Here is a 23,328-nt window from a genome sequence, read left to right as displayed (position 1 = left end):
ACATGATCGATGACGGCACCGGACTTCTCACCATCGGTGAGCTGGCGCGGTCCACCGGGCTGACCGTGCGCACCATCCGCTACTGGTCCGACGAGGGCGTCCTGACCCCGGTGACCCGCTCCACGGGCGGCTACCGGCTCTACGACGCCGAGTCCGCCGCCCGCCTGGAGCTGATCCGCACCCTGCGCGAGCTGGGCCTCGGCCTGGCCGACGTGCGCAGGGTGCTGGCCGGGGAGCGGACCGTGGCTCAGGTCGCGGCGGCGCACGTGGTCGCGCTGGACGCGCAGATCCGTTCGCTGCGGGTGACCCGTGCGGTGCTGTCGACCGTGGCACGACGTGGTTCGAGTGCGGAGGAGACGACCCTGATGAACAAACTGGCGCGGCTGTCGGCGGCGGAACGGCAGCGGATCGTGGACGACTTCGTGGAGGAGGTCTTCCACGGGCTGGACACGGCGGACCCCTGGATCCGGGAGCGGACCCGGACGATCGGCGTGCACCTGCCGGACGACCCCACCCCGGAGCAGGTCGACGCCTGGGTGGAGCTCGCCGAACTGCTGCAGAACCCGGACTTCCGGGCGGCGATGCGCAGGATGATCGAGTTCAACGCGGCGGACCGCGGCCCGGACACGCCGTCGGGCACCTCGATGTGGTTCATCCGCCGGATGGTGGACCTGGTCGGCGCGGCACGGGAACGGGGCGTGGCGCCCGAGTCGCCGGAGGCGGACGCGGTGCTCACCGAGGTGTTCGGGGAGGGCACGGACCGCGCGCAGGTGCTGCGCCGCATCGACATGGGCAACGAGGTGGCCCGCTACCGGGAGTTGGCCGCCGTCATCAAGGGGGAGCCGGAGCCCCCGAGGTTCCAGGAGGAGTTCGGCTGGGTGGTCGCCGCACTCACGGCTTGGCCGGGCCGTTAGTCTGACCTGCGGCAGAACGCCGGTAAGACAGATCAGACGCGACACAAAGGGGCGGATCGGTGGCGGACATCGAAGAAGCGCGCAAGGAGTTCCAGCGGATCGACACCGACGGCGACGGGTTCATCACCGCCGCCGAGTTCAAGACCGCCCTCGCCCAGGGGGGCGACTGGAACGTCACCGAGACGGTCGCCGAGGCGATCATCAAGTCGCGTGACCTGAACGGTGACAAGGTGCTGTCGTTCGACGAGTTCTGGGCGCACCTGAACAAGTAGCGTGCGACGAAGGGGCGCCGCCGGTCGATCGACCGGCGGCGCCCCTTCCCCGTCGATCCGGGTCAGCGCGGGGCGGAGAGCCACTGGCTGAGCCAGGCGAAGGCCGGTGGGTACTCCGCGGACCAGGTGTTGTAGTTGTGGCCGCCGGTCGGCAGGAACAGCGTACGGACGGTGACCGGGGAGTTGGCCGCGGCCGCCTGGAACTGCGTGATGTAGGAGACCGGGCTGGCCCGGTCCTCGCGCGAGGTGGCGAGGAACAGGCTGACGTGCGCCTTGGTGTGCCGCACCAGGTAGGTCGGGCTGTTGACACGGCGCACGGTCGGGTTCGTCAGGACCGACTTGTCGCCGGTCAGCGGGTCGGGGTCGAGGGCGGCACCCGCGCCGAAGACCTTCGGGTACTGCAGGGGCAGCCGGGCGGCGCAGAAGCCGCCGGTCGAGAAGCCCATCAGGCCCCAGCCGGAAGGACCGCGCAGGGTGCGGAACTTGTGGCTGATCAGGTCCGGGACGTCCACCGACATCCAGGTCGCGACCTTGCGGTTGGGCAGGTCGGTGCAGTCGGTGTCCACACTGCCGGGGTTGACCACGGGCATCACCAGGATGAAGGGGTGCGCCTTGTTCTGGTTCAGCAGGTCCGAGTAGGCGCCCGGCATGCCGCCGTGTTCGAGCCAGGACTGGGGGGAGCCGGGCACGCCGTGCAGCAGCATCACGACCGGGAACCGCTTGTGCCGGTAGGCCGGGTTGTCGTACTGGGGCGGCGTCCACACCAGCACCTGCCCGGACAGGGCGGACTTGCGGCCGTGGAAGTAGGTGTCCAGGACGCCGCCCTTGGTGCTGTGGTTGAACTTCGCGCGCTGTACGGGGGGTCCCGGCATCGCGATCGCGTTGGCGTTGTGCGTGGTGCCCATGAGGTCGTCCCAGGACGCGTACAGGCCGTAGCTGTTGTTGATCCAGGTGGCCACGACACCGATCGCGGTGAGCTGGCACAGGCCGATCATCACGGCGTGCGCCAGCCAGCGCACCGGCCTGGGGCCGCGGATTCTGGTCCACAGGGCGATCGTGCCGATCATCGCCACGGCCGTCGCGACGATGAGGGTGACGAAGAACGACGTTCCGGTGAGGGACACGCGCCGACCACCTTTCTGGACCACTGGGCGGGGACGAAGCGGGCGATACCCGCCGTAGCGTCCCACAACGCCCACACATACCTGCTACTGGGGAAGAGGGGACTCGGCGATCACCGGTTCCGGCCGACCGGGACGGGCTGGGGAAAGTGATCACCGCGTCGGTGCCAGGAACCTGCCCTCATCCGTTCGGTCGACACTCGGAATAGTCCCGGACTCCCTCGGGTTGACGCCCCCCAGACGTATGCGTGCGCATCGATCACGAAAGGTCTGTCATGAAGATCGGCATCATCGGCGCGGGCAACATCGGCGGCAACCTCACCCGGCGGCTCACCGCCCTCGGGCACGACGTCGCCGTCGCCAACTCCCGCGGTCCGCAGACCCTCACCGAACTGGCCGAGGAGACCGGCGCCACCCCGGTCCCCGTCGAGGAGGCCGCCCGCGGCGCGGAGGTCGTCGTCGTCACCGTCCCGCTGAAGGCCGTACCGAACCTCCCCTCCGGGCTGCTCGCCGGGGCCGCGGAGGGCGTCGCGGTGGTCGACACCGGCAACTACTACCCGCAGCAGCGGGACGGCCGGATCGCCGCGATCGAGGACGGGGGCCTCACCGAGAGCCGCTGGACCGAGCGCCACCTCGGCCAGCCCGTCATCAAGGCGTTCAACGGCACCTACGCGGCCGACCTGCTCGAACGCCACCGCCCGGCCGGCGACCCCGACCGCATGGCCCTCCCCGTGGCCGGCGACGACGAGGCGGCCAAGCGCAAGGTGCGCGCGCTGATCGACGAGCTCGGCTTCGACACGGTCGACGCCGGCGGCCTCGACGACTCCTGGCGCCAGCAGCCGGGCACCCCGGTGTACGGGCTGCGCGAGGGTGTCGACGGCGTGACGAAGGCGCTCGCGGAGGCGTCCCCGGAGCGCCCCGCGGACTTCCGAGGCTGAGCCGTAGCTCAGACCACCCCGAGTGGCCGGTGCGGCCCGTCCGGCAGTTCCACCTCCACCGGATCCCCGGGCCGCACCACGCCACCCCTCACGACCACGCTCATGATCCCGGCCCTGCGCCGCAGCGAACCGTCGGCGTCCCGGCCCACGACCTGCTTCAGCAGGCCGCCCTGGAAGTTGTCGATCTGCAGACAGGGGTTGCGCAGCCCGGTCACCTCGACGACGGCCTCGTCGCCGAGCCGCAGCAGGGTCCCGACCGGCAGCCCCAGCAGGTCGATCCCCCGAGTGGTCACGTTCTCCCCGAGCTCCCCGGGCGCGACCGCGAACCCGGCCTCCCGGACCTCCTCGAACAACTCCTCGTGGATGAGGTGCACCTGCCGCAGGTTCGGCTGCGAGGGGTCCCTGGCCACCCGAGACCGGTGCTTCACCGTCGTCCCGGCGTGCACGTCCCCCTCCACCCCGAGCCCTTCGAGCAGCCTGACGCTCTCCCGGTTCGGCTTGGTGAACGAGTACGTGCCGTTGCTGCTGACCGCGCTGACCGACCCACCCATGACGAGAAGCTCCCCTCTGCCCCGCGACGCCACCGCGTCCCTGTTCGGAGCCTACGTCGGCGGCTCAGCCCACCTGTGCCCATTTCGTCAGCGCGGCCTTGTCGGCGAAGTTCGCGACATCCATGTCGTGCGGTTCGCTCGTGTACTGGTGGAAGCGCCAGGAGGCCTTGATGCGGGGCTTGCCCGCCGTCACGTAGTCGGCGATCCACAGGCCGTCGCCGGCGTACGACGTGGTGTCGATGTTCAGCCAGAAGTCGCGGTTGGTGTAGAGGATCACCCGGTTGTGCGGCCGGAGCTGCTTCACCTTGCGGATGAAGTGGTCCTTCTCCGCGTTGCTCGCGTGCGTCCCGGAACTGGTCGTCTCCCAGTCCACGGCGAGGACGTCGCCCGCCTTCTCGGGGGCGTGCGTGACGAAGTACTCGGCCTGGGCGTCGAGGTCGCCGGGCCACAGAAAGTGGTAGAAGCCGACGACCAGGCCGGCCTCGCGGGCCGTCCTCGTCTGGGCGGCCAGTCTCGGATTGACGTACGAACGGCCCTCGGTCGCCTTGACGAAGGCGAAGGACAGGCCGTCCGTTCCGTACGAGGCGGACTGGTACGCGCTGACGTCGATCCCGTGCAGCATGGGGGGACTCCCTGAAGTTCCGTCGTGGGGACAGGAGTTGAAGGCACCCAATACCTTAGGACGGCAACCCCGAGCAAGCCCCGTTCGCCTAGGACCTTCGTCCGGCACGCCGAGGCCACGCACCGAACATCGCGGGCACCGCACTGGACCTTCAAAACACCCCCTAGCACTCGATGATGTTCACCGCGAGCCCGCCCCGCGCCGTCTCCTTGTACTTCACCGACATGTCGGCGCCCGTGTCCTTCATCGTCTTGATGACCTTGTCCAGGGACACCTTGTGCGAGCCGTCGCCGCGCATCGCCATCTTCGCCGCTGTGACCGCCTTCACCGCGGCCATGCCGTTGCGTTCGATGCAGGGGATCTGGACGAGGCCGCCGACGGGGTCGCAGGTGAGGCCGAGGTTGTGCTCCATGCCGATCTCCGCCGCGTTCTCGACCTGTTCGGGCGAGCCGCCGAGGACCTCGGCCAGGGCGCCCGCCGCCATCGAGCAGGCGGAGCCGACCTCGCCCTGGCAGCCGACCTCGGCGCCGGAGATGGACGCGTTCTCCTTGAAGAGCATGCCGATGGCGCCCGCGGCGAGCAGGAAGCGGACGACTCCGTCCTCGTCGGCGCCCGGCACGAAGTTGATGTAGTAGTGCAGGACGGCGGGGATGATGCCGGCCGCGCCGTTGGTCGGGGCGGTGACGACCCGCCCGCCCGCCGCGTTCTCCTCGTTCACGGCCATCGCGTAGAGCGTGATCCACTCCATGGCGTGCGCCAGCGGGTCGCCCTCCGCCCGGAGTTGGCGTGCGGAGACCGCTGCCCGGCGACGGACCCGCAGCCCGCCCGGCAGGATGCCCTCGCGGGACATGCCTCGGGACACGCACGCCTGCATGACCCGCCAGATCTCCAGCAGCCCGGCGCGGATCTCGTCCTCCGTGCGCCAGGCGCGCTCGTTCTCCATCATCAGCGAGGAGATGGACAGGCCCGTCTCGTTGGTCAGGCGCAGCAGCTCGTCGCCGGTGCGGAAGGGGTACTTCAGCACCGTGTCGTCCAGCTTGATGCGGTCCGCGCCGACCGCGTCCTCGTCGACGACGAACCCGCCGCCCACCGAGTAGTACGTCTTCGACAGCAGCTCGGTGCCGGAGGCGTCGTACGCCCATACCGTCATGCCGTTGGCGTGGTACGGGAGCGCCTTGCGGCGGTGCAGCACCAGGTCCTCGTCGAAGGAGAAGGGGATCTCGTGCCTGCCGAGCAGCTTCAGCAGCCCCGCGGCCCTGATCGACTCCACCCGCTCGTCGGCCGTCTCCACGTCCACCGTGCGCGGCGAGGCGCCCTCCAGGCCGAGCAGCACCGCCTTGGGGGTGCCGTGGCCGTGGCCGGTCGCGCCGAGCGAGCCGTACAGCTCGCAGCGCACCGAGGCGACGGAGGGCAGCAGGCCCTCGTTGCGCAGCCGCCGGGCGAACATGCGTGCAGCGCGCATCGGGCCGACCGTGTGGGAGCTGGACGGGCCGATGCCGATCGAGAACAGGTCGAAGACCGATATGGCCACGGGGACTCCTTGGTGCGGGGGAGGTGGGGCACCCGGCGAAGGGCGCCCCACCGGGGCTTACTTGTTCAGGCCGGGGTACAGCGGGTGCTTGTCGGCCAGGGCCTTGACCCGGGCCTTCAACGCCTCCCCGTCGAACGACGGTTTCAGCGTCTCGGCGATGACGTCCGCGACCTCGGCGAAGTCCTCGGCCGTGAAGCCGCGGGTCGCCAGGGCCGGCGTACCGATCCGCAGCCCCGACGTCACCATCGGCGGGCGCGGGTCGTTCGGGACGGCGTTGCGGTTGACCGTGATGCCGACCTCGTGGAGCCGGTCCTCCGCCTGCTGTCCGTCCAGTTCGGACGCGCGCAGGTCGACGAGGACGAGGTGCACGTCCGTGCCGCCGGACAGGACGTTCACCCCGGCCGCGTGGGCGTCGGCCGCCGTCAGCCGCTCGGCGAGGATGCGCGCACCGTCCACCGTACGCCGCTGGCGCTCCTTGAACTCCTCGCTCGCCGCGACCTTGAAGGACACCGCCTTCGCCGCGATCACGTGCTCCAGGGGGCCGCCCTGGAAGCCGGGGAAGACGGAGGAGTTCAGCTTCTTCGCGAAGTCCTTGCTGCGGGCCAGGATGATCCCGCCGCGCGGACCGCCGAGCGTCTTGTGGGTGGTGGAGGTGACGACGTCGGCGTACGGCACCGGGTTCTCGTGCAGCCCGGCCGCCACCAGCCCCGCGAAGTGCGCCATGTCGACCCACAGGTACGCGCCGACCTCGTCCGCGATCCGGCGGAACTCGGCGAAGTCCAGCTGCCGCGGGTACGCCGACCAGCCGGCGATGATCACCTTCGGCCGGTGCTCCCTGGCCAGCTTCTCCAGCTCGGCCATGTCGACCAGTCCGGTCTGCGCGTCCACGTGGTAGGCGACCACGTCGAACTGCTTGCCGGAGAAGTTCAGCCGCATCCCGTGGGTGAGGTGGCCGCCGTGCGCCAGGTCGAGCCCGAGGATGGTGTCGCCGGGCTGGGCCAGCGCGAACAGGGCGGCCTGGTTGGCGGAGGCGCCCGAGTGCGGCTGGACGTTGGCGTACTCGGCGCCGAACAGCTCCTTGACCCGGTCGATGGCGATCTGCTCGGCGACGTCGACGTGCTCGCAGCCGCCGTAGTAGCGGCGGCCCGGGTAGCCCTCCGCGTACTTGTTGGTCAGGACCGAGCCCTGCGCCTCCATGACCGCGAGCGGAGCGAAGTTCTCCGAGGCGATCATCTCGAGGGTGGACTGCTGGCGCGCGAGCTCGGCGTCGACCGCGGCGGCGATCTCCGGGTCGAGCTCGTGCAGGGACGTGTTCAGTGAGGACATGCGTCTACGGCTCCTCAGCCGGCGTTCTGGGCGGTGTACTCGTCGGCGGAGAGCAGGTCGGTCGGCTCCTCGGTGACGCGCACCTTGAAGAGCCAACCGCCCTCGAAGGGAGCCGAGTTGACCAGCGAGGGGTCGTTCACCACGTCCTCGTTGATCTCGGTGACCTCACCGGTGACGGGGGAGTACAGGTCGCTGACCGACTTGGTCGACTCCAGCTCGCCGCAGGTCTCGCCCGCGGTCACCGCGGAGCCCACCTCGGGAAGCTGGGCGTAGACGACGTCGCCGAGCGCGTTGGCCGCGAACTCGGTGATGCCGACCGTCGAGACGCCGTCCTCGGCGGCCGACAGCCACTCGTGCTCCTTGCTGTAGCGCAGCTGCTGGGGGTTGCTCATGGCCTGAATTCTCCTGTACACGGGGAGTGGTGATGAATGAGGGACTGCTGGAACACGCGTGAGCAGCGGACCTGTGCGCGGGGTCGCGCCCCGGTGGGGGGTGCCCCGCCCAGTCTCTACTTCTGGCGCTGGTAGAAGGGCAGCGCCACGACCTCGTACGGCTCGTGGCTGCCGCGGATGTCCACACTGACACCCGGTGTGCCCACGGCCGCGTGCGCGGCGTCGACGTACGCCATGGCGATCGGCTTGCCCAGCGTGGGGGAGGGGGCGCCGGAGGTGACCTCGCCGATCACCTCGCCGCCGGCCACGACGGGGTACCCGGCGCGCGGGACCCGGCGGCCCTCGGCGACCAGGCCGACCAGGACGCGCGGCGGGTTCTCCTGGGCGCGGGCGGCGGCCGCGGCGAGCGCCTCGCGGCCCACGAAGTCGCCCTCCTTCTCGAACTTCACCACCCGGCCGAGCCCGGCGTCGAAGGGCGTCAGCTCCGTGCTCAGCTCGTGCCCGTACAGCGGCATGCCCGCCTCCAGGCGCAGCGTGTCCCGGCAGGACAGCCCGCAGGGGACCAGGCCCGCCGCCTCGCCGGCCTTGGTCAGCGCCTGCCACAGCTCGACGGCGTGCTCCGGCTTCACGAAGAGCTCGAAGCCGTCCTCGCCGGTGTACCCGGTGCGCGCGATCAGCGCGGGGACGCCCGCGACGGTGCCGGGCAGGCCGGCGTAGTACTTGAGGCCGTCGAGGTCGGCGTCGGTGAGGGAGGCCAGGATGCCGGGCGACTCGGGGCCCTGGACGGCGATCAGCGCGTAGGCGTCCCGGTCGTCGCGGACCTCGGCGTCGAAGCCGGCCGCGCGCTCGGTCAGCGCGTCCAGCACGACCTGGGCGTTGGAGGCGTTGGCGACGACCAGGTACTCGCTCTCGGCGAGCCGGTAGACGATCAGGTCGTCCAGGATGCCGCCGTCGGCCCGGCAGATCATGGTGTAGCGGGCGCGGCCGACGCCGACGGAGGCGATGTTCCCGACCAGGGCGTGATTCAGCAGGGCGGCCGCCTGCGGGCCGGTGACGGTGATCTCGCCCATGTGGGAGAGGTCGAAGAGGCCGGCCCGGGTGCGCACGGCGAGGTGCTCGTCGCGTTCGGAGCCGTAGCGCAGCGGCATGTCCCAGCCGGCGAAGTCGGTCATCGTCGCGCCGAGCGAGCGATGCAGGGCGTCGAGCGCGGTGCGGCGGAGTTCGGTGCTGCTCATCGGGCGGTCGTCTCCCAGGGCATGACGGGACGGGGCGAGGTCGTTCCTCCCCATCTGTCATCGGAACCTGAGAGGTTCGCCATGACCGCACCGGACATGGCTTGCACCGTGGGTGGGGCCACCGCGCACGGCGGCCCGCTTTTCAGATGTGCCTCGCCCGCGCGGTAACGGGGCCTGAGAGATTCAAGGGAGGGACTTGCTCCTTCGGCGCCCCAGTGACGCAGACGTACTGGGGACTCTCCCGCGCGGATTCAAACGGCCGGTATGCAGTTGGCGCGCACATCATTGCACGCCTCGTCCGCTCGCGGCAGGCCGCTCCTTTGTGACAGCCCTGTGGCCGGAAACGAACGTAACCGCGAGACACCGTGCATTACCGTCCCTTTACATGTGGTGGGGAGAACCTTGACTGACCCCGCAGGGAGGACGATCACGGTGAACAGGACCACGGCGTACGCACTGCCCCGGCAGCCCGCGGCCTCGGCCCGCGAGCGGTGCGACGAGTTCCCGGCACCGGTGGTCCGTGACCTTCGCGACCGCGCCGGGCACAGCCCCCACGCCCTGCTCTTCGGCCCCCGCGACCTCGTCGTCGTCACCGGCCTGCCCGGCAGCGGCAAGTCCACGCTGATGGCCCGCGCGGTGAACGGCGTCCGGGTCGACTCCCAGGACGCCCGCGACCGCTGGGAGGGTCGCATGCCGGGCTTCCTGCCGTACGCGGTCTACCGGCCGCTGGTCCGCCTGGCCCACTACGCGGGTCTGCGCCGGGCCCTGCGCGGCGGCGAGGGCGTCATGGTGCACGACTGCGGCACCCACGCCTGGGTCCGGGACTGGCTGGCCCGCGCGGCCCGCCGCCGCGGCGGCACCCTGCACCTGCTGCTCCTGGACGTCACCCCGGCCAGGGCGCTGGCGGGCCAGCGCGAGCGCGGCCGGGGCGTCTCCCGCTACGCCTTCCTGCGCCACCGCACGGCGGCCGCCCGCCTGATCCGCTCGGTGGAGCAGGGCGAACCGCCCCCCGGCGTCGGCTCGGTGGTGCTGCTCGACCGGGCCGCGGCGGACGTCCTCGGCAGGATCGGCTTCACGGGACGTCCGCATGTCGGTCCCACCCGCTAGCCTTTCCAGCCTCAGCAGTTGTTCTCGGCAGGCGGTCGGACACAGATGGACTTCCCAGCGGACCTTCCCGCGGACTTTCCCATGCAGGCGCACCCCCATCCGCACGGCGGCTGGCCCGGCAACGAGCTGGAGGAGGTGCTGTCGGCCTCCCTCGGCGTCCCCTCCGCGGGCGGCCGGATCATCGAGGTGCTCGGCCGCAGCTTCCTGTGGATCCCGCTGCCCAACGGCGGCGGCCTGGACAGCGGCCCCCTCGACCTGCCCACGCTGGAACTCGAGGGCCAGGCCTACGTCCCGGTCTTCAGCTCCGAGGAACAGTTCCGCCAGGTCGTCGGCAGCCACATGGCGTACACCATCGCCCCGGCCGTCGAGTTCGCCCGCGGGCTGCCCCCGCAGGTGGGGCTGGCGATCAACCCCGACGGCGTGCTCGGCGTCCCGCTGCCGCCCGCCGCGGTCGCCGAACTGTGCCGGGCCGGCCGCACCGCCCTGGACGGCCCCGCCTCCGGTGGCCGCGTCAAGCTCTACGAACCGGACTGGCAGGACGACCCGATCGACTTCCTCGCCGCCGCGTCCGAGGAGTTCACCGCCACCGGCGTGGTCCTCACCGCCCGCCGCTGCCTCGCCGCCATCGAGACCGCGGACCCGGTGATGTTCATAGGCGTCGAACTCTCCCAGCGGGAGGGCGACCTGAGGGCCCTGCCGCTCGAGGCCCTGAGCCGTGCGGTGACCAGGATCCCCACCCAGTGGCCGGTCAACCTGGTCCTCCTGGACGTGACGGACGACCCGGTGGCGATCTGGATGCGGGACCGGGTACGCCCTTTCTATACGAGGCACCACTTCTGAACAGCACCCGAGGCCACGCACGCACAACGGTTCCCTGGCTGCCGGGCGCTTAAGCTGTCACCCATTAGCTGTCACCCACTGCGGGGCAACTCTTCGAAGGGGCGGTACGTCAGGTGAGCGCGAGCCTCAGCGGCAGCGTCGAGCACATGCTGCGCCAGGTGACGCCCGGGCGCTACGACGCCTACGAGGCCCTGCTCAGGGCGCTCGCGACCCCCGGTTCCGGCCAGGTCTGGATGCTGCTGTGGCACGGCCAGGCAGGCTCCCCGGACGCCCAGTACGGAAACATGGAAGTGGACGGCCACGGCTACGCCCCCTGCGTCACCTCGGCCCAGGAGCTGAGCGCCAGTGGCTGGAACCGGTCGTACGAAGTGGTCGACGGTCTCGACGTGGCCCGCACCCTCTACCCGGACCACTTCGGCCTCTGGCTCAACCCGCACGCCCCGGGCGGCGGTGTCGGCATCCCGTGGCCGGACCTGCGCCGCATCGCCACCGGTCTGGAGCGCCAGCCGGCCGGCCCGCTGCGCCTGTCGGAACCCACCATCGAGGTCCCGCAGTTCTACGCCCTGCTCACGCAGAACGCCCACCGCACCCCGGCCGTCCGCTCGCTGCGCCGTGCCTGGGTGCAGCCGGCGCTCGGGGCGCCGTACCTCGCCATCGGCCTCGACGTGTACGACACCAGCCCGCCCGCCGTCGACTCGGTGCGGGCGATGATGCAGCAGTCCGTCGGCGCGGTCCCGGACGGCCTGCCGGTGTCCACCGTCGCGATGTCGGATGACTACGATCCCGTCGCGCTGTGGATGCGGGCGAGTGCCCGCCCTTTCTACGACCGCGAGGCCCACGCGCCCGCGCCCGCTCAGGCTCCGGCAGGCGGATACGGCTATCCGCCGGCGCGCGGCGCATACTGAACACGCGGCTCATGGTCCAGACCGGACCCACCGAAGGTCTCCGCGCGTAGATAGCGCCGTAAGATCCTTTGATGTGCCGAATGTCCGAAAAGCCCACGTCCGACCCCCGTTACCCACTGTCCGGATAACGGAACCCTGCAGCCCGCATCACGTTTACGCATCCTTTCGCCGCCAAGTCTGGCAACAGATCGCCAAAGCGTTGAAGACTCCCGCTCCAGGGGACTTCGTCCCCGTGTACGAAGGACGGAACACCGCCGCCACAGCGGCAAGTGCGAGCCGGCTACCGCCGGTTGAATATCGAAGAGGGGTCCCTGCCAGATGACGGCACCATTGCACGAGCCGACCGCGGAAGCGGCCCCGAGCGCGGCCGAGGAAGCGGCTGCCGCCGCGGCCGGCGAGAAGGCCGTACAGGGACGTTCCCTGGGGCGGATCGCCTGGGAGCGCCTGAAACGGGACAAGCTGGCCCTCACGGGCGGCATCGTGGTGCTCCTCCTCATCGTGGTCGCGCTGCTCGCACCGGTGATCGCCAGCCTCTACGGCCAGGACCCCGACGCCTACCACGAGTCCCTGATCGACCCGCTCTTCAGCACCCCCAAGGGGTCGCTCGGCGGCGTCAGCGGCACCCACTGGCTGGGCGTCGAGCCCGTCAACGGCCGCGACATCTTCGCCCGCATCCTCTACGGCGCCCGGATCTCGCTCCTGGTCGGCTTCCTGTCCGCGATCGTGGCCGTCGTGCTCGGCACCGTCCTGGGCATCCTGGCGGGCTTCTTCGGCGGCTGGGTCGACTCGGTCATCAGCCGGATCATGGACGGTCTGCTGGCCTTCCCGCAGCTGCTCTTCATCATCGCGCTGGTCTCCGTCATGCCGGACAAGATGCTCGGCCTGACCGGGTCCAACGTGCGCGTGTTCGTGATGATCCTGGTCATCGGTTTCTTCGGCTGGCCCTACATCGGACGCGTGGTGCGCGGCCAGACCCTCTCGATGCGTGAGCGGGAGTACGTCGAGGCGGCCAGGTCCCTGGGCGCCGGGCGGTTCTACATCCTGTTCAAGGAACTGCTGCCCAACCTCGTCGCCCCGATCATCGTCTACACGACGATGATGATCCCCACCAACATCCTCACCGAGGCCGCGCTCAGCTTCCTGGGTGTGGGCGTCAAGCCGCCCACGTCGTCCTGGGGGCAGATGCTGTCCACCGCGATCGACTACTACGACTCGGACCCCATGTACATGATCGTCCCCGGCGTAGCGATCTTCATCACCGTTCTGGCATTCAACCTCTTCGGCGACGGCGTGCGGGACGCGCTCGACCCGAAGGGCTCCCGCTGAACCGCCGTACCGCACAAGCGTCCCGTGGCTCCAACACGGGGTCTCTCATCAAATCCGGAGGATCCGAGATCGTGACTACCCAACGCACCTCAGGGCGGCGTAAGCAGGCGCTGGCCGCTGCTGCCGCGGTCGCCGGGCTGCTGACCTTGGCAGCGTGCGGCGGCGGCAGCGGCAGCGGGGGCTCGTCGTCCGGCGCGGCCGGCTTCGACGCCGCGAACAACAAGGTCGCCCAGGCCGACCAGGTCAAGAAGGGCGGCACGCTGAAGTACGTGTCCACCCAGGACGCCGACTTCTGGGACACCACGCGTGGCTACTACGGCTTCATGTGGGACTTCGCGCGCTACTACAGCCGCCAGCTGCTGACCTACAAGACGGCGCCGGGCGCCGAGGGTGCCAAGCTCACCCCGGATCTCGCCACCGACATGGGCAAGGTCACCGACGGCGGCAAGACCTACACGTTCACGCTGCGCGACGGGAGCACCTGGGAGGACGGCAAGCCGATCACCTCCCAGGACATCAAGTACGGCATCGAGCGTGTCTGGGCGCAGGACGTGCTGTCCGGCGGTCCGATCTACCTCCAGCAGATGCTCGACCCGAACAACACCTACAAGGGTCCCTACAAGGACACCTCGCCGGACAAGCTCGGCCTGAAGGCGATCTCCACGCCCGACGCCAAGACGATCGTCTTCCACCTGCCGAAGGCGAACTCGGACTTCCCCGAGGTGCTGGCGATGGTCACGGCGTCCCCGGTCCGCCAGGACAAGGACACCAAGGCCAAGTACACCCTGCACCCCTTCTCCTCCGGCCCGTACAAGTTCCAGTCGTACAGCCCGGGCAAGGGCCTGGTGCTGGTCCGCAACACCAACTGGAAGGCGTCCTCGGACCCGGTCCGCAAGGCGTACCCGGACCAGATCACGCTGGACATCTCGTCCAACCAGAACGACTCCGACCAGCGTCTGATCAACGGCGACTACGACATCGACGCCAGCCAGACGGGCCTCGGCCCCCAGGCGCGTCAGATCGCCCTGAAGCAGCACAAGGACAACCTGGACAACCCGGTCTCCGGCTTCATCCGCTACGCGGTCTTCCCGCAGACGGTCAAGCCGTTCGACAACGTCCACTGCCGCAAGGCCGTGATCTACGCCGCCGACCACGTGTCGATCCAGACCGCCCGCGGTGGCCCGATCGCCGGTGGTGACATCGGCACCAACATGCTCCCGCCGTCGGTCGCCGGTGGCGAGGGCCAGAAGTACGACCCGTACGGCATCGCCGGTGCCAACAAGACGGGCAACGTCGACCTGGCCAAGCAGGAGCTCAAGGCCTGTGGTCAGCCGAACGGCTTCAGCACCACCATCGCCGTCCGCAACAACAAGTCGCAGGAGGTGGCCACGGCCACGTCCCTGCAGGCCTCGCTGAAGAAGGTCGGCATCAACGCCGACATCTACCAGTACGACGGTTCGCAGAGCTCCGGCATCATCGGTGCCCCCGCGAACGTGGCGAAGAAGAAGCTCGGCATCATCATCATGGGCTGGGGTCCGGACTTCCCGACCGTCCAGGGCTACGGCATCCCGCTGTGGGACAGCCACTACATCCTGCAGAGCGGCAACAACAACTTCGCCATGATCAAGGACCCGGCGATCGACGGCCTGTTCGACCAGTACATCGGTACGCAGGACGAGGCGCAGAAGACGCAGATCGCCACGCAGATCAACCACAAGGTGAGCGAGGGCGCGTACTACCTGCCCTTCACCTTCGAGCGGCTGCTGAACTTCCGTTCCTCGCGCATCGGCAACGTCTACACGTCGAACGCGTACAGCGGCTACTACGACTTCGTCAACATCGGTCTGAAGTCCACGAAGTAATCCCGGCACACCCGCCGAACGGCACGAAAGGCAGGTGAAGGCCGGCGCGGCGGGACCGTGGGCCACCGGACGACCTCCGGCGGCCCGCGGTCCTGCGGCGGGCCGTTAGCTGTGCTCGCTTACCTCATCAGGCGGCTCTTCGCCGCCGCAGTGATGCTGGTGGTCATCATCCTGGTGGTCTTCTGCATCTTCTTCCTCGTCCCCAAGTGGGCGGGCGTGGACATCGCCTCAAGCTTCGTGGGCAAGCAGGCCGACCCGGCGTCGGTGGCAGCGGTGCGCGAGAAGCTGGGACTGAGCGACCCGATCTTCGTTCAGGTCTGGCACTTCTTCAAGGGCATCTTCGTGGGCCGCACCTACGCGGCCGGCGGCGATGTCACCCACTGCGCCGCGCCCTGCTTCGGCTACTCCTTCCGCACCGAGCAGGACGTCTGGCCCGTGCTCACCGACCGCTTCCCGGTGACCCTGGGTCTGGCGCTCGGTGCGGCCGTGCTGTGGCTGGTCTTCGGTGTCGCGGCCGGTGTGCTCTCCGCGCTCAAGCGGGGCAGCCTGTGGGACCGCGGCGCGATGGTCATCGCGCTCAGTGGTGTGTCCCTCCCGATCTACTTCACGGGTCTGCTGTCGCTCGCGATCTTCAGCTACGGCCTCGGCTGGATCGACGGCAAGTACGTGCCGCTCACCGACAGCTTCTCCGGCTGGCTCGGCGGCATGATCCTGCCGTGGGTCACCCTCGCGTTCCTGTACGCGGCGATGTACGCCCGGATCACCCGCGCCACCATGCTGGAGATCCTCGGCGAGGACTACATCCGCACGGCGCGCGCGAAGGGCCTCACGGAGCCCGTCGTCATCGGCAAGCACGCCATGCGCTCCACGATGACGCCCATCCTGACCATGCTCGGCATGGACCTCGGCGCCCTCATCGGCGGCGCGATCCTGACCGAGACGACGTTCAGCCTGCCCGGCCTCGGCCAGGCGGTGCTCAACGCCATCAAGACCCAGGACCTGCCCATCATCCTGGGCGTCACCCTGATCACTTCTCTCGCGGTGCTGATCGCCAACCTCGTGGTGGACATCCTGTACGCCGTGATCGACCCCCGAGTGAGGCTCACATGACCGAACTGAGCAAGAGCGGAGCGGCCGTGGGTGAGCCCACGTCCACCTCTCCCGCCCCGACGTCCTTCCTGGAAGTGCGCGACCTGAAGGTGCACTTCCCGACCGACGACGGTCTGGTCAAGTCCGTCGACGGGCTCTCCTTCAAGCTGGAGAAGGGCAAGACCCTCGGCATCGTGGGCGAGTCGGGCTCCGGCAAGTCGGTGACCTCGCTCGGCATCATGGGCCTGCACACCGCGGGCCAGTACGGCAAGCGCAAGGCGCAGATCTCCGGCGAGATCTGGCTGGACGGCACCGAGCTGCTGTCCGCCGACCCGGACGAGGTCCGCAAGCTGCGCGGCCGCGAGATGGCGATGATCTTCCAGGACCCGCTGTCGGCGCTGCACCCGTACTACACGATCGGCCAGCAGATCGTGGAGGCGTACCGCATCCACCACGACGTCGACAAGAAGACCGCGAAGAAGCGCGCGGTCGAGATGCTCGACCGGGTGGGCATCCCGCAGCCGGACAGGCGGGTGGACAGCTACCCGCACGAGTTCTCCGGCGGTATGCGCCAGCGCGCGATGATCGCGATGTCGCTGGTCAACAACCCCGAGCTGCTGATCGCGGACGAGCCGACGACCGCCCTGGACGTGACCGTCCAGGCGCAGATCCTCGACCTGATCCGGGACCTGCAGAAGGAGTTCGGCTCCGCGGTCATCATCATCACCCACGACCTGGGCGTCGTCGCCGAGTTGGCCGACGACATCCTGGTGATGTACGGCGGCCGCTGCGTGGAGCGCGGCCCGGCCGACAAGGTGTTCTACGAGCCCCGGCACCCCTACACCTGGGGCCTGCTCGGCTCGATGCCCCGGCTCGACCGTGAGCAGCAGGAGCGCCTGATCCCGGTCAAGGGCTCCCCGCCGTCGCTGATCAACGTCCCCTCCGGCTGCGCCTTCAACCCGCGCTGCCCGTACGCGGACGTCCCGAAGGACAACGTCACCCGCACGGTCCGCCCCGAGCTGACCGAGGTCGGCAGCCAGCACTGGGCCGCCTGCCACATGACGCAGGAGCAGCGGGAGCGTATCTGGACCGAAGAGATTGCGCCGAAGCTGTGAGCGAGGACAAGGCCGTGACGATTCCTGGCCAGAGCGAAGGCACCGTGGCCACCAAGAAGGGGGCCGGCGGCGAGACCCTGCTGAAGGTCACCGGGCTGCAGAAGCACTTCCCGATCAAGAAGGGCCTGCTCCAGCGGCAGGTCGGCGCGGTGCACGCGGTCGACGGCCTCGACTTCGAGGTCAAGGCCGGCGAGACCCTCGGCGTCGTGGGCGAGTCCGGCTGCGGCAAGTCGACCATGGGCCGGCTGATCACCCGGCTGCTGGAACCGACCGGCGGCAAGGTCGAGTTCGAGGGCAAGGACATCACGCACCTCGGCGTCGCCGGCATGCGGCCGCTGCGCCGCGACGTGCAGATGATCTTCCAGGACCCGTACTCCTCGCTGAACCCGCGCCACACCATCGGCACGATCGTCGGCGCCCCCTTCAAGCTGCAGGGCGTCGAGCCCGAGGGCGGCGTGAAGAAGGAGGTCCAGCGGCTGCTGTCGGTGGTCGGTCTCAACCCCGAGCACTACAACCGCTATCCGCACGAGTTCTCCGGCGGTCAGCGCCAGCGCATCGGCATCGCCCGCGCGCTCGCCCTGAACCCGAAGCTGGTCGTGGCGGACGAGCCGGTCTCCGCGCTCGACGTGTCGATCCAGGCCCAGGTAGTCAACCTCCTCGACGACCTCCAGACGGAGCTGGGCCTGACGTACGTGATCATCGCCCACGACCTCTCGGTGGTCCGGCACGTCTCGGACCGGATCGCGGTGATGTACCTCGGCAAGATCGTCGAGCTCGCCGACCGGGAGTCGCTGTACAAGGCGCCGATGCACCCGTACACCAAGGCGCTCATGTCAGCGGTGCCGATCCCGGACCCGCGGCGCAAGAACGCCAAGAGCGAGCGCATCCTGCTCAAGGGTGACGTGCCCTCGCCGATCTCCCCGCCGAGCGGCTGCCGCTTCCACACCCGGTGCTGGAAGGCGACGGAGATCTGCAAGACCACCGAGCCGAAGCTCACCGAGCTCAAGCCCGGCCAGCAGGTGGCCTGCCACCACCCGGAGAACTTCGAGGACCAGGCTCCGCAGGACACGGTGCTGCTGACCGTGGCCAAGGAGGCTGCGGAACTCGTCGCCGACGAGGTCCTCGCGGAGTCCGCGGAGACGTCGGCGGCGGTGGCCGCCGAGGTCGCCGAGCACGCCGGGACCTCCGAGGAGCCGGCTGCGGAGAGCGCCGGGACGCCCGCCGAGGAAGCCTCGGACGACACGCCCACGGAGAAGTAGTACGGCACAGCGACGAGCCCCCGCCTTCGTTTGTAAGGTGGGGGCTCGCCGCTGCGTCAGAATATGAGAGTGCTCCTGCAGATATTCAGCCCCTCCGTCCAGCACACGCTCGATCTCGTCGGCATCTTCGTGTTCGCCATCTCCGGCGCGCTGCTGGCCGTGCGCAAGAACTTCGACCTGTTCGGCATCGCCGTGCTCGCCGAGGTCACCGCGCTGGGCGGCGGGCTGTTCCGGGACCTGATCATCGGTGCCGTGCCGCCCGCCGCGTTCACCGACCTCGGCTACTTCGTCACCCCGCTGCTGGCCGCGCTCCTCGTCTTCTTCCTGCATCCGCAGGTCGAGCGCATCCAGGTCGGGGTGAACGTCTTCGACGCGGCCGGTCTCGGCCTGTTCTGCGTGGCAGGCACGACCAAGGCGTACGAGTACGGGCTCGGCCTCACCCAGTCCGCCACCCTGGGCCTCGCCACCGCGGTCGGCGGCGGTGTGCTCAGGGACGTACTCGCCAACGAGGTGCCGTCACTGCTGCGCTGGGACCGCGATCTGTACGCGGTCCCGGCGATCGTCGGCGCCACCATGGTCGTGCTGTGCATCCACTACGCCGTTCTGAGCCCCTTCACCAGCGGTCTCGCGGCCCTCACGGCTTTCGTCCTGCGCCTGCTCGCGATGCGGTACCACTGGCGAGCGCCGCGTGCGTGGAACCGCCGTTCAACGGTGCGCGAGGATTAGCGGCCCCGGTGCGGGCGGTGTGCTGACCCATCTCCAGCGACAGCCAGCGGAACGCCGGGACCACCTGCGGCCGCCACAGCGCCATGTTGTGGCCGCCCGCGCTCTTGGGGATGTAGACGACGTGCACGGTCGTCGGTGCCTTCGCGATCTGCTCGAGGCCGACGGCGGCCTCGTAGCCGTCGTGCGGCTGGCCGGAGAGGTAGAGGGCGATCCGCGGCGGGGTGAGCTGCTTCTTCAGGAGCAGGAAGGGGTTGTTGGCGTCGCGGACCGTCAGGTTCTGCGAGGCGAGGGAGTTGCGCTCGCCGATCGGGTCGTTGTAGCCGGAGAAGCTGATCGCCCCCATGTAGCGGTTCGGGTGCGCGACGGCCAGCTTGACGGCGCAGTGCGCGCCCGCCGAGTACCCGGCGGTCGCCCAGCCCTTCGGCGCGGGCTCGGCCCGGAAGTTGTCCGTGACCATCTTCGGCACGTCGATGCTGAGCCAGGTGTCGGCGTTGACCGTGCCCGGGATGTTGGCGCAGCCGGTGTCGATGTTGGTCAGCAGGTTGGTCCGCGGTGCGACCAGGATGAACGGGGCGACCTGGCCGCTGCGCATCAGCGGCTCGAGGTCGCGGGTCACATGCAGCGAGCCGAACCAGGCCTTCGCCGAGCCGGGGTAGCCGGGCAGCAGTTCCACGACCGGGAAGTTGTGGTTCTTGTACTTCGGGTCGTCGTACTGCGGCGGCGTCCACACGTAGACCTCGGCGTTCACGCCGGAGACGCGGCCCTTGAGCTGGGTCTGGCGCACCCCGGCCATGCCCGGTCCGGTGGCCGGCACGAAGTTCTGCTTCACCTTGGGCAGCTTCCGTACCGCGATGCCGCCGGTGCCGTCGGCGCCGAGGTTGGCCGCCTGCTGCACGTGGTTGCCGGTGCCGAGCAGGTCGCCCCAGTTGTCGTACAGGCTGTTGGCGTTGTTGACGAGGACGAAGACCAGCGCGACCGCCGTCCCCTGCGCGAACAGCAGCATCAGTACCCGGGTCGCGGCGCGCAGGGCTTTTGGCCCGCGCATCCGCGACCACAGGACAAGAGGCAGTATCAGGGCGACCGCGAACAGCACGATCAGCGTGTAGAGGAACGGAGTCCCGGTGAGGCTCATGTCCCCATAGAGGGGCAGGACGCGGTCTGGGTTTCGGGCGAGAGAGGACACTTACCAAGAAATTGCAGAACCTCACCCGGGAGGGTGGCCTGGGCCGTCATCCAGGCGTAACACAGAAAGCTACCGCTTAGTAGTTTCTCGCTGTACGGTTCAGTCATGCCAGAAGCAGCTTCCGCAGGGGCCACCCGGGCCGTCATCGGCGACAGCGAGTTCGACCGCGACACGGCGCTCACCCGACGCGCGCCCGATGTCTACGCCCTCGACCTGTCGGCCGGCTGGACCATCATCAACGCCGTCAACGGCGGCTATCTGCTGGCCGTCCTCGGCCGCGCCCTCGCGGACGCGCTGCCGCACTCCGACCCGTTCACCATCTCCGCCCACTACCTCACCGCCTCCCAGCCGGGCCCCGCGGTGGTCCGCACGGACGTGGTCCGCACCGGCCGTACCCTCTCCACCGGCCAGGCCTCCCTCTTCCAGTACGACGAGGAGGGCCACGAGGTCGAACGCATCCGCGTCCTCGCCTCCTACGGCGACCTGGACTCCCTCCCCGACGACGTCCGTACGAGCGCTCGGCCGCCCGCGATGCCGCCGCTGGAGGAGTGCTTCGGCCCCGGTGACGGTCCAACCCCCTTCACCGGCAGTTCCGCCATCACGGACCGCCTGATGATCAAGCTGGACCCCGCCACCCTCGGCTGGGCGGTCGGCGCGCCCTCCGGCAAGGGGGAGATGCGCGCCTGGTTCGGCCTCGCGGACGGCCGTGACGCCGACCCGCTCTCGCTGCTCCTGGCGGTGGACGCGCTGCCGCCCACCGCCTTCGAGATCGGTCTCTCCGGCTGGGTCCCCACGGTCGAGCTGATGGTCCATGTCCGCTCCCGCCCGGCCCCCGGCCCGCTGCGCGTCTCCATCACCACCCGCAACCTCGCCGGCGGCTTCCTGGAGGAGGACGCCGAGGTCTGGGACAGCACGGACCGCCTGGTCGCCCAGTCCCGCCAACTGGCCCGGGTCAGGCTCGGCTGAGCGGTTCCCGTCCCAGCCAGGCCGCCAACCGTCCGTAGGTGTCGGCCGTTTCGAGAGCCGGCACCGCCGACGCGAAGGGTGTCTGCTCGTCGCGCTCGGGGTCGGGCAGCACGCGGCGGGCCGTGGCGAGCGCGAACTCGGCGAGTTCCGGGTCGAGTTCGACGGGGCGGCCGAGGGACTCGGACAGGTCCCAGGTGTGGGTGACCAGTTCCATCACATAGCCGGACAGGGCCGCGCGCCCCGGCACCTCGCCCCAGGGCACCCGCACCGGCGCCTCCAGCCGGTCGTCGCCCTCCCAGGCCTCGAGGACACGGGCACGCACCTCCTCGTAGGCCGCGATCCACCCGTCGTCCGGGACGCCGTCCGCGACGGGGCGCACCGCGAGCCCGTCCCCGCCCTCACCGACGACCGCGATGCGCAGGCTTCCCCCGACGATGTGACCGAGCAGCGCGCGGACGTCGAACTCGGTACAGGGGGTGGGGGAGTCGAGCTGGTCCGCGCGCACGGTATTGATGAGCGCGGCCGCCTGCTCGGTGGCACGGGTGTAGAACGGGCGGGGGTCGATGGCGTCCATGGGGACCTCTCTCTCGGGTTGGTGCTTCGATGGTGGCCCCATAACCTGACAGTTGCCGTCAACATTTGCGGACGGCCCGCGAGGGGCACGATCCTGGTGCCGTGAAGGCCGACCGTCTCCTCTCGATCCTGCTGCTCCTGCAGACCCGTGGCCGGGTGCCCGCGCACGAGCTCGCCGAGCGGCTCGAGGTGTCGGTGCGGACGATCTACCGGGACGTCGAGGCGTTGTCGGCCTCCGGAGTGCCCGTCTACGCCGAGCGCGGGCGGCACGGCGGGATCGAACTGCTCGCCGGGTTCCGTACCGACGTGACCGGACTGACCGCCGACGAGTCCCGCGCGCTGTTCATCCTGGCCGCACAGGGGACGCACGCCGCGCTCGGCCTGGACGCGGCCCTCGGATCGGCCCTGCGGAAGGTGATGGCCGCGCTGCCGGCGCCGTACCGCCCGGCCGCCGAGGTGACCTCCCGCCGCATCCTGGTCGACGGCACCCGCTGGAAGGGCGGCCCGCGCAAGGCCGTGGACCTCGACGTCCTGCAGGACGCGGTCTTCGCCGACCGGCGCCTGCGGCTGCGCTACCGGCACAGCGGGGACCAGGAACCGCGGACGTACACCGTGGACCCGTACGGGCTCGTGTCGAAGGCCGGCGTCTGGTACCTGGTCGCCGACCGCCGAGCGACCCCGCGGCTCTTCCGCGCCGACCGGGTGCGTTCGGCGACCGTGCTGGAGGATCCCGTCCGGCGGCGGCCCGGCGTGGAACTCGCGGACGCCTGGGAGGAGTTGCGCCGTCAGGTGGAGGAGCGGCCCGGCGGGATCGATGTCACGGCCCGCGTCCGCCGCGGCCGCCTCGACATGTTCCTGCGCCTGAACGCGGCCCAGCTGACCGAACTCCCGGACACGGAGGGCGAGGAGGAGTGGGTGACCGTACGGCTGTCGTACGGCGTCCTGGGACAGGCCCGTCAGCTGCTGCAGTTCGCCCACCACGTCGAGGTCCTCCAGCCGCCCGAGGTACGCGCGGAACTGGCGGCCGCGGCCGCCTCTGTCACGGAGCTGTACCGGCGAGCAGGCCGGCCGGATTAGCGAAGGACCAGGTCGGAGGGGTTCTTTGGGGCCGCCTGTGCGACTCGTCCCCGCGGTGGCCCTGCTGGCGCTCTCGCCCCTGGTCCTGGCGGCCTGCGGCTCGAGCGGCTCCTCGTCGTCCTCGGGCACCGGCGGCGGCTCAGCAGGGCAGCAGCAGGCGTGCTCGGTGCCGTCGGGCAGGCCCTCGGGCGCTGCCTCGGGCAAGGCGACCGCCAAGCCGACCGGCAGGCCGACCGGGGCACCCTCCGGCATGCCGAGCGGCGCGCCGGGCGGAGGTCAGGGCGGTCGCGGGGGCGGCGGCACGGGCGGCTGCGGCGGGCCCGGTGGGGCCGGCGGTGCCGCGCCGACCGGCGCTCCCAGCGGCCGTCCGACGGCCCCGGCGACCAGGAACTGACCGT

General features: G+C 70.1%; 24 protein-coding genes and 1 riboswitch. Of the genes, 15 read left to right on the top strand and 9 right to left on the bottom strand.

Features of this window, described 5'->3' with window-relative positions; translation table 11 throughout:
- Positions 1–2: 2 nt before the first annotated feature.
- A complete protein-coding gene (locus tag ACIRVK_RS31330; protein ID WP_404252997.1) occupies positions 3–914 on the top strand; it encodes a MerR family transcriptional regulator in 912 nt (303 codons plus the stop codon).
- 59 nt (positions 915–973) lie between these two features.
- On the top strand, positions 974–1,186 hold the full coding sequence (locus ACIRVK_RS31325; RefSeq protein ID WP_404252995.1) for an EF-hand domain-containing protein: 213 nt from the start codon (positions 974–976) through the stop codon (positions 1,184–1,186).
- 62 nt (positions 1,187–1,248) lie between these two features.
- Here the strand turns inward: ACIRVK_RS31325 and ACIRVK_RS31320 are convergent, their stop codons facing one another.
- On the bottom strand, positions 1,249–2,310 hold the full coding sequence (locus ACIRVK_RS31320) for an alpha/beta hydrolase (protein WP_404252993.1): 1,062 nt from the start codon (positions 2,308–2,310) through the stop codon (positions 1,249–1,251).
- A 272-nt stretch (positions 2,311–2,582) separates the two neighbouring features.
- Between ACIRVK_RS31320 and ACIRVK_RS31315 the strand changes: the two genes are divergently transcribed.
- The gene (locus ACIRVK_RS31315) at positions 2,583–3,245 is read left to right on the top strand and encodes an NADPH-dependent F420 reductase (protein ID WP_404252991.1); all 663 of its coding nucleotides are present in this window, start codon (positions 2,583–2,585) and stop codon (positions 3,243–3,245) included.
- An 8-nt stretch (positions 3,246–3,253) separates the two neighbouring features.
- On the opposite strand, the gene ACIRVK_RS31310 is transcribed toward ACIRVK_RS31315, so the two are convergent.
- From ACIRVK_RS31310 to gcvT, 6 genes are all read right to left on the bottom strand, one after another.
- Entirely contained in the window at positions 3,254–3,796 is a 543-nt protein-coding gene (locus tag ACIRVK_RS31310; protein WP_404252989.1) for an MOSC domain-containing protein, read from the bottom strand.
- Positions 3,797–3,860: 64 nt separating this feature from the next.
- Positions 3,861–4,418 (bottom strand): glycoside hydrolase family 25 protein, encoded by a 558-nt coding sequence (locus tag ACIRVK_RS31305; RefSeq protein WP_404252987.1) that lies wholly within the window; start codon positions 4,416–4,418, stop codon positions 3,861–3,863.
- 163 nt (positions 4,419–4,581) lie between these two features.
- Complete coding sequence (locus ACIRVK_RS31300) at positions 4,582–5,949, bottom strand: L-serine ammonia-lyase (protein ID WP_404252985.1); 1,368 nt, start codon at positions 5,947–5,949, stop codon at positions 4,582–4,584.
- Between the two features lie 57 nt (positions 5,950–6,006).
- Complete coding sequence (glyA, locus tag ACIRVK_RS31295; protein WP_404252983.1) at positions 6,007–7,275, bottom strand: serine hydroxymethyltransferase; 1,269 nt, start codon at positions 7,273–7,275, stop codon at positions 6,007–6,009.
- A gap of 14 nt (positions 7,276–7,289) precedes the next feature.
- On the bottom strand, positions 7,290–7,667 hold the full coding sequence (gene gcvH / locus ACIRVK_RS31290) for a glycine cleavage system protein GcvH (RefSeq protein WP_363186967.1): 378 nt from the start codon (positions 7,665–7,667) through the stop codon (positions 7,290–7,292).
- A 116-nt stretch (positions 7,668–7,783) separates the two neighbouring features.
- A complete protein-coding gene (gene gcvT, locus ACIRVK_RS31285) occupies positions 7,784–8,902 on the bottom strand; it encodes a glycine cleavage system aminomethyltransferase GcvT (RefSeq protein WP_404252980.1) in 1,119 nt (372 codons plus the stop codon).
- A 152-nt stretch (positions 8,903–9,054) separates the two neighbouring features.
- A riboswitch (glycine riboswitch) is annotated at positions 9,055–9,156 on the bottom strand.
- 178 nt (positions 9,157–9,334) lie between these two features.
- Between gcvT and ACIRVK_RS31280 the strand changes: the two genes are divergently transcribed.
- The 9 genes from ACIRVK_RS31280 (at position 9,335) to ACIRVK_RS31240 (ending at position 19,131) form a co-directional block, all read left to right on the top strand.
- The gene (locus tag ACIRVK_RS31280; protein WP_404252978.1) at positions 9,335–10,009 is read left to right on the top strand and encodes an AAA family ATPase; all 675 of its coding nucleotides are present in this window, start codon (positions 9,335–9,337) and stop codon (positions 10,007–10,009) included.
- A gap of 45 nt (positions 10,010–10,054) precedes the next feature.
- Entirely contained in the window at positions 10,055–10,849 is a 795-nt protein-coding gene (locus tag ACIRVK_RS31275) for an enhanced serine sensitivity protein SseB (RefSeq protein WP_404252976.1), read from the top strand.
- A 146-nt stretch (positions 10,850–10,995) separates the two neighbouring features.
- On the top strand, positions 10,996–11,754 hold the full coding sequence (locus tag ACIRVK_RS31270) for an enhanced serine sensitivity protein SseB C-terminal domain-containing protein (protein WP_404253043.1): 759 nt from the start codon (positions 10,996–10,998) through the stop codon (positions 11,752–11,754).
- 318 nt (positions 11,755–12,072) lie between these two features.
- Positions 12,073–13,080 (top strand): ABC transporter permease, encoded by a 1,008-nt coding sequence (locus tag ACIRVK_RS31265; protein ID WP_404252974.1) that lies wholly within the window; start codon positions 12,073–12,075, stop codon positions 13,078–13,080.
- Positions 13,081–13,151: 71 nt separating this feature from the next.
- Positions 13,152–14,942: an ABC transporter substrate-binding protein gene (locus ACIRVK_RS31260; protein WP_404252972.1), complete on the top strand. Its 1,791-nt coding sequence runs from the start codon at positions 13,152–13,154 to the stop codon at positions 14,940–14,942.
- A gap of 111 nt (positions 14,943–15,053) precedes the next feature.
- Entirely contained in the window at positions 15,054–16,052 is a 999-nt protein-coding gene (locus ACIRVK_RS31255) for an ABC transporter permease (RefSeq protein ID WP_404252970.1), read from the top strand.
- Positions 16,049–17,146, top strand: coding sequence for an ABC transporter ATP-binding protein (locus tag ACIRVK_RS31250; RefSeq protein ID WP_404252968.1), 1,098 nt, complete (start codon positions 16,049–16,051; stop codon positions 17,144–17,146). The genes ACIRVK_RS31255 and ACIRVK_RS31250 overlap by 4 nt, the downstream gene beginning before the upstream one ends.
- 14 nt (positions 17,147–17,160) lie before the next feature.
- Positions 17,161–18,405 (top strand): ABC transporter ATP-binding protein, encoded by a 1,245-nt coding sequence (locus tag ACIRVK_RS31245; protein WP_404252966.1) that lies wholly within the window; start codon positions 17,161–17,163, stop codon positions 18,403–18,405.
- A 69-nt stretch (positions 18,406–18,474) separates the two neighbouring features.
- Positions 18,475–19,131 (top strand): trimeric intracellular cation channel family protein, encoded by a 657-nt coding sequence (locus ACIRVK_RS31240; protein WP_404252964.1) that lies wholly within the window; start codon positions 18,475–18,477, stop codon positions 19,129–19,131.
- Here the strand turns inward: ACIRVK_RS31240 and ACIRVK_RS31235 are convergent.
- The gene (locus ACIRVK_RS31235; protein ID WP_404252962.1) at positions 19,040–20,263 is read right to left on the bottom strand and encodes an alpha/beta hydrolase; all 1,224 of its coding nucleotides are present in this window, start codon (positions 20,261–20,263) and stop codon (positions 19,040–19,042) included. The genes ACIRVK_RS31240 and ACIRVK_RS31235 overlap by 92 nt on opposite strands.
- 156 nt (positions 20,264–20,419) lie before the next feature.
- On the opposite strand from ACIRVK_RS31235, the gene ACIRVK_RS31230 reads away from it, so the two are divergent.
- Positions 20,420–21,280 carry a thioesterase family protein gene (locus ACIRVK_RS31230; RefSeq protein ID WP_404252960.1) on the top strand — a complete coding sequence of 287 codons (861 nt, stop codon included), beginning with the start codon at positions 20,420–20,422 and terminating at the stop codon, positions 21,278–21,280.
- Here the strand turns inward: ACIRVK_RS31230 and ACIRVK_RS31225 are convergent.
- A complete protein-coding gene (locus ACIRVK_RS31225) occupies positions 21,267–21,854 on the bottom strand; it encodes a TIGR03086 family metal-binding protein (RefSeq protein ID WP_404252958.1) in 588 nt (195 codons plus the stop codon). The two genes, ACIRVK_RS31230 and ACIRVK_RS31225, sit on opposite strands and share 14 nt — an antisense overlap.
- A 101-nt stretch (positions 21,855–21,955) precedes the next feature.
- On the opposite strand from ACIRVK_RS31225, the gene ACIRVK_RS31220 reads away from it, so the two are divergent.
- Positions 21,956–22,930 carry a helix-turn-helix transcriptional regulator gene (locus ACIRVK_RS31220; protein WP_404252956.1) on the top strand — a complete coding sequence of 325 codons (975 nt, stop codon included), beginning with the start codon at positions 21,956–21,958 and terminating at the stop codon, positions 22,928–22,930.
- 37 nt (positions 22,931–22,967) lie between these two features.
- On the top strand, positions 22,968–23,324 hold the full coding sequence (locus ACIRVK_RS31215; RefSeq protein WP_404252955.1) for a hypothetical protein: 357 nt from the start codon (positions 22,968–22,970) through the stop codon (positions 23,322–23,324).
- Positions 23,325–23,328: the final 4 nt, after the last annotated feature.

Source organism: Streptomyces sp. NPDC101152, assembly GCF_044768275.1.
Lineage (GTDB): Bacteria > Actinomycetota > Actinomycetes > Streptomycetales > Streptomycetaceae > Streptomyces.
The sequence above is the reverse complement of the archived record's forward strand: the minus strand, read 5'-3'. Positions and strand labels throughout refer to the sequence as shown.

What these genes read in the sequence shown, in the direction of transcription:
- ACIRVK_RS31275 (WP_404252976.1), top strand. Translation starts at nt 10,055, where the DNA reads ATGGACTTCCCAGCGGACCTTCCCGCGGACTTTCCCATGCAGGCGCAC.
- gcvH (WP_363186967.1), bottom strand. Translation starts at nt 7,667, where the DNA reads ATGAGCAACCCCCAGCAGCTGCGCTACAGCAAGGAGCACGAGTGGCTG.
- ACIRVK_RS31315 (WP_404252991.1), top strand. Translation starts at nt 2,583, where the DNA reads ATGAAGATCGGCATCATCGGCGCGGGCAACATCGGCGGCAACCTCACC.
- ACIRVK_RS31330 (WP_404252997.1), top strand. Translation starts at nt 3, where the DNA reads ATGATCGATGACGGCACCGGACTTCTCACCATCGGTGAGCTGGCGCGG.
- ACIRVK_RS31225 (WP_404252958.1), bottom strand. Translation starts at nt 21,854, where the DNA reads ATGGACGCCATCGACCCCCGCCCGTTCTACACCCGTGCCACCGAGCAG.
- ACIRVK_RS31305 (WP_404252987.1), bottom strand. Translation starts at nt 4,418, where the DNA reads ATGCTGCACGGGATCGACGTCAGCGCGTACCAGTCCGCCTCGTACGGA.
- gcvT (WP_404252980.1), bottom strand. Translation starts at nt 8,902, where the DNA reads ATGAGCAGCACCGAACTCCGCCGCACCGCGCTCGACGCCCTGCATCGC.
- ACIRVK_RS31235 (WP_404252962.1), bottom strand. Translation starts at nt 20,263, where the DNA reads ATGAGCCTCACCGGGACTCCGTTCCTCTACACGCTGATCGTGCTGTTC.
- ACIRVK_RS31250 (WP_404252968.1), top strand. Translation starts at nt 16,049, where the DNA reads ATGACCGAACTGAGCAAGAGCGGAGCGGCCGTGGGTGAGCCCACGTCC.
- ACIRVK_RS31265 (WP_404252974.1), top strand. Translation starts at nt 12,073, where the DNA reads ATGACGGCACCATTGCACGAGCCGACCGCGGAAGCGGCCCCGAGCGCG.
- ACIRVK_RS31270 (WP_404253043.1), top strand. Translation starts at nt 10,996, where the DNA reads ATGCTGCGCCAGGTGACGCCCGGGCGCTACGACGCCTACGAGGCCCTG.
- ACIRVK_RS31310 (WP_404252989.1), bottom strand. Translation starts at nt 3,796, where the DNA reads ATGGGTGGGTCGGTCAGCGCGGTCAGCAGCAACGGCACGTACTCGTTC.
- glyA (WP_404252983.1), bottom strand. Translation starts at nt 7,275, where the DNA reads ATGTCCTCACTGAACACGTCCCTGCACGAGCTCGACCCGGAGATCGCC.
- ACIRVK_RS31230 (WP_404252960.1), top strand. Translation starts at nt 20,420, where the DNA reads ATGCCAGAAGCAGCTTCCGCAGGGGCCACCCGGGCCGTCATCGGCGAC.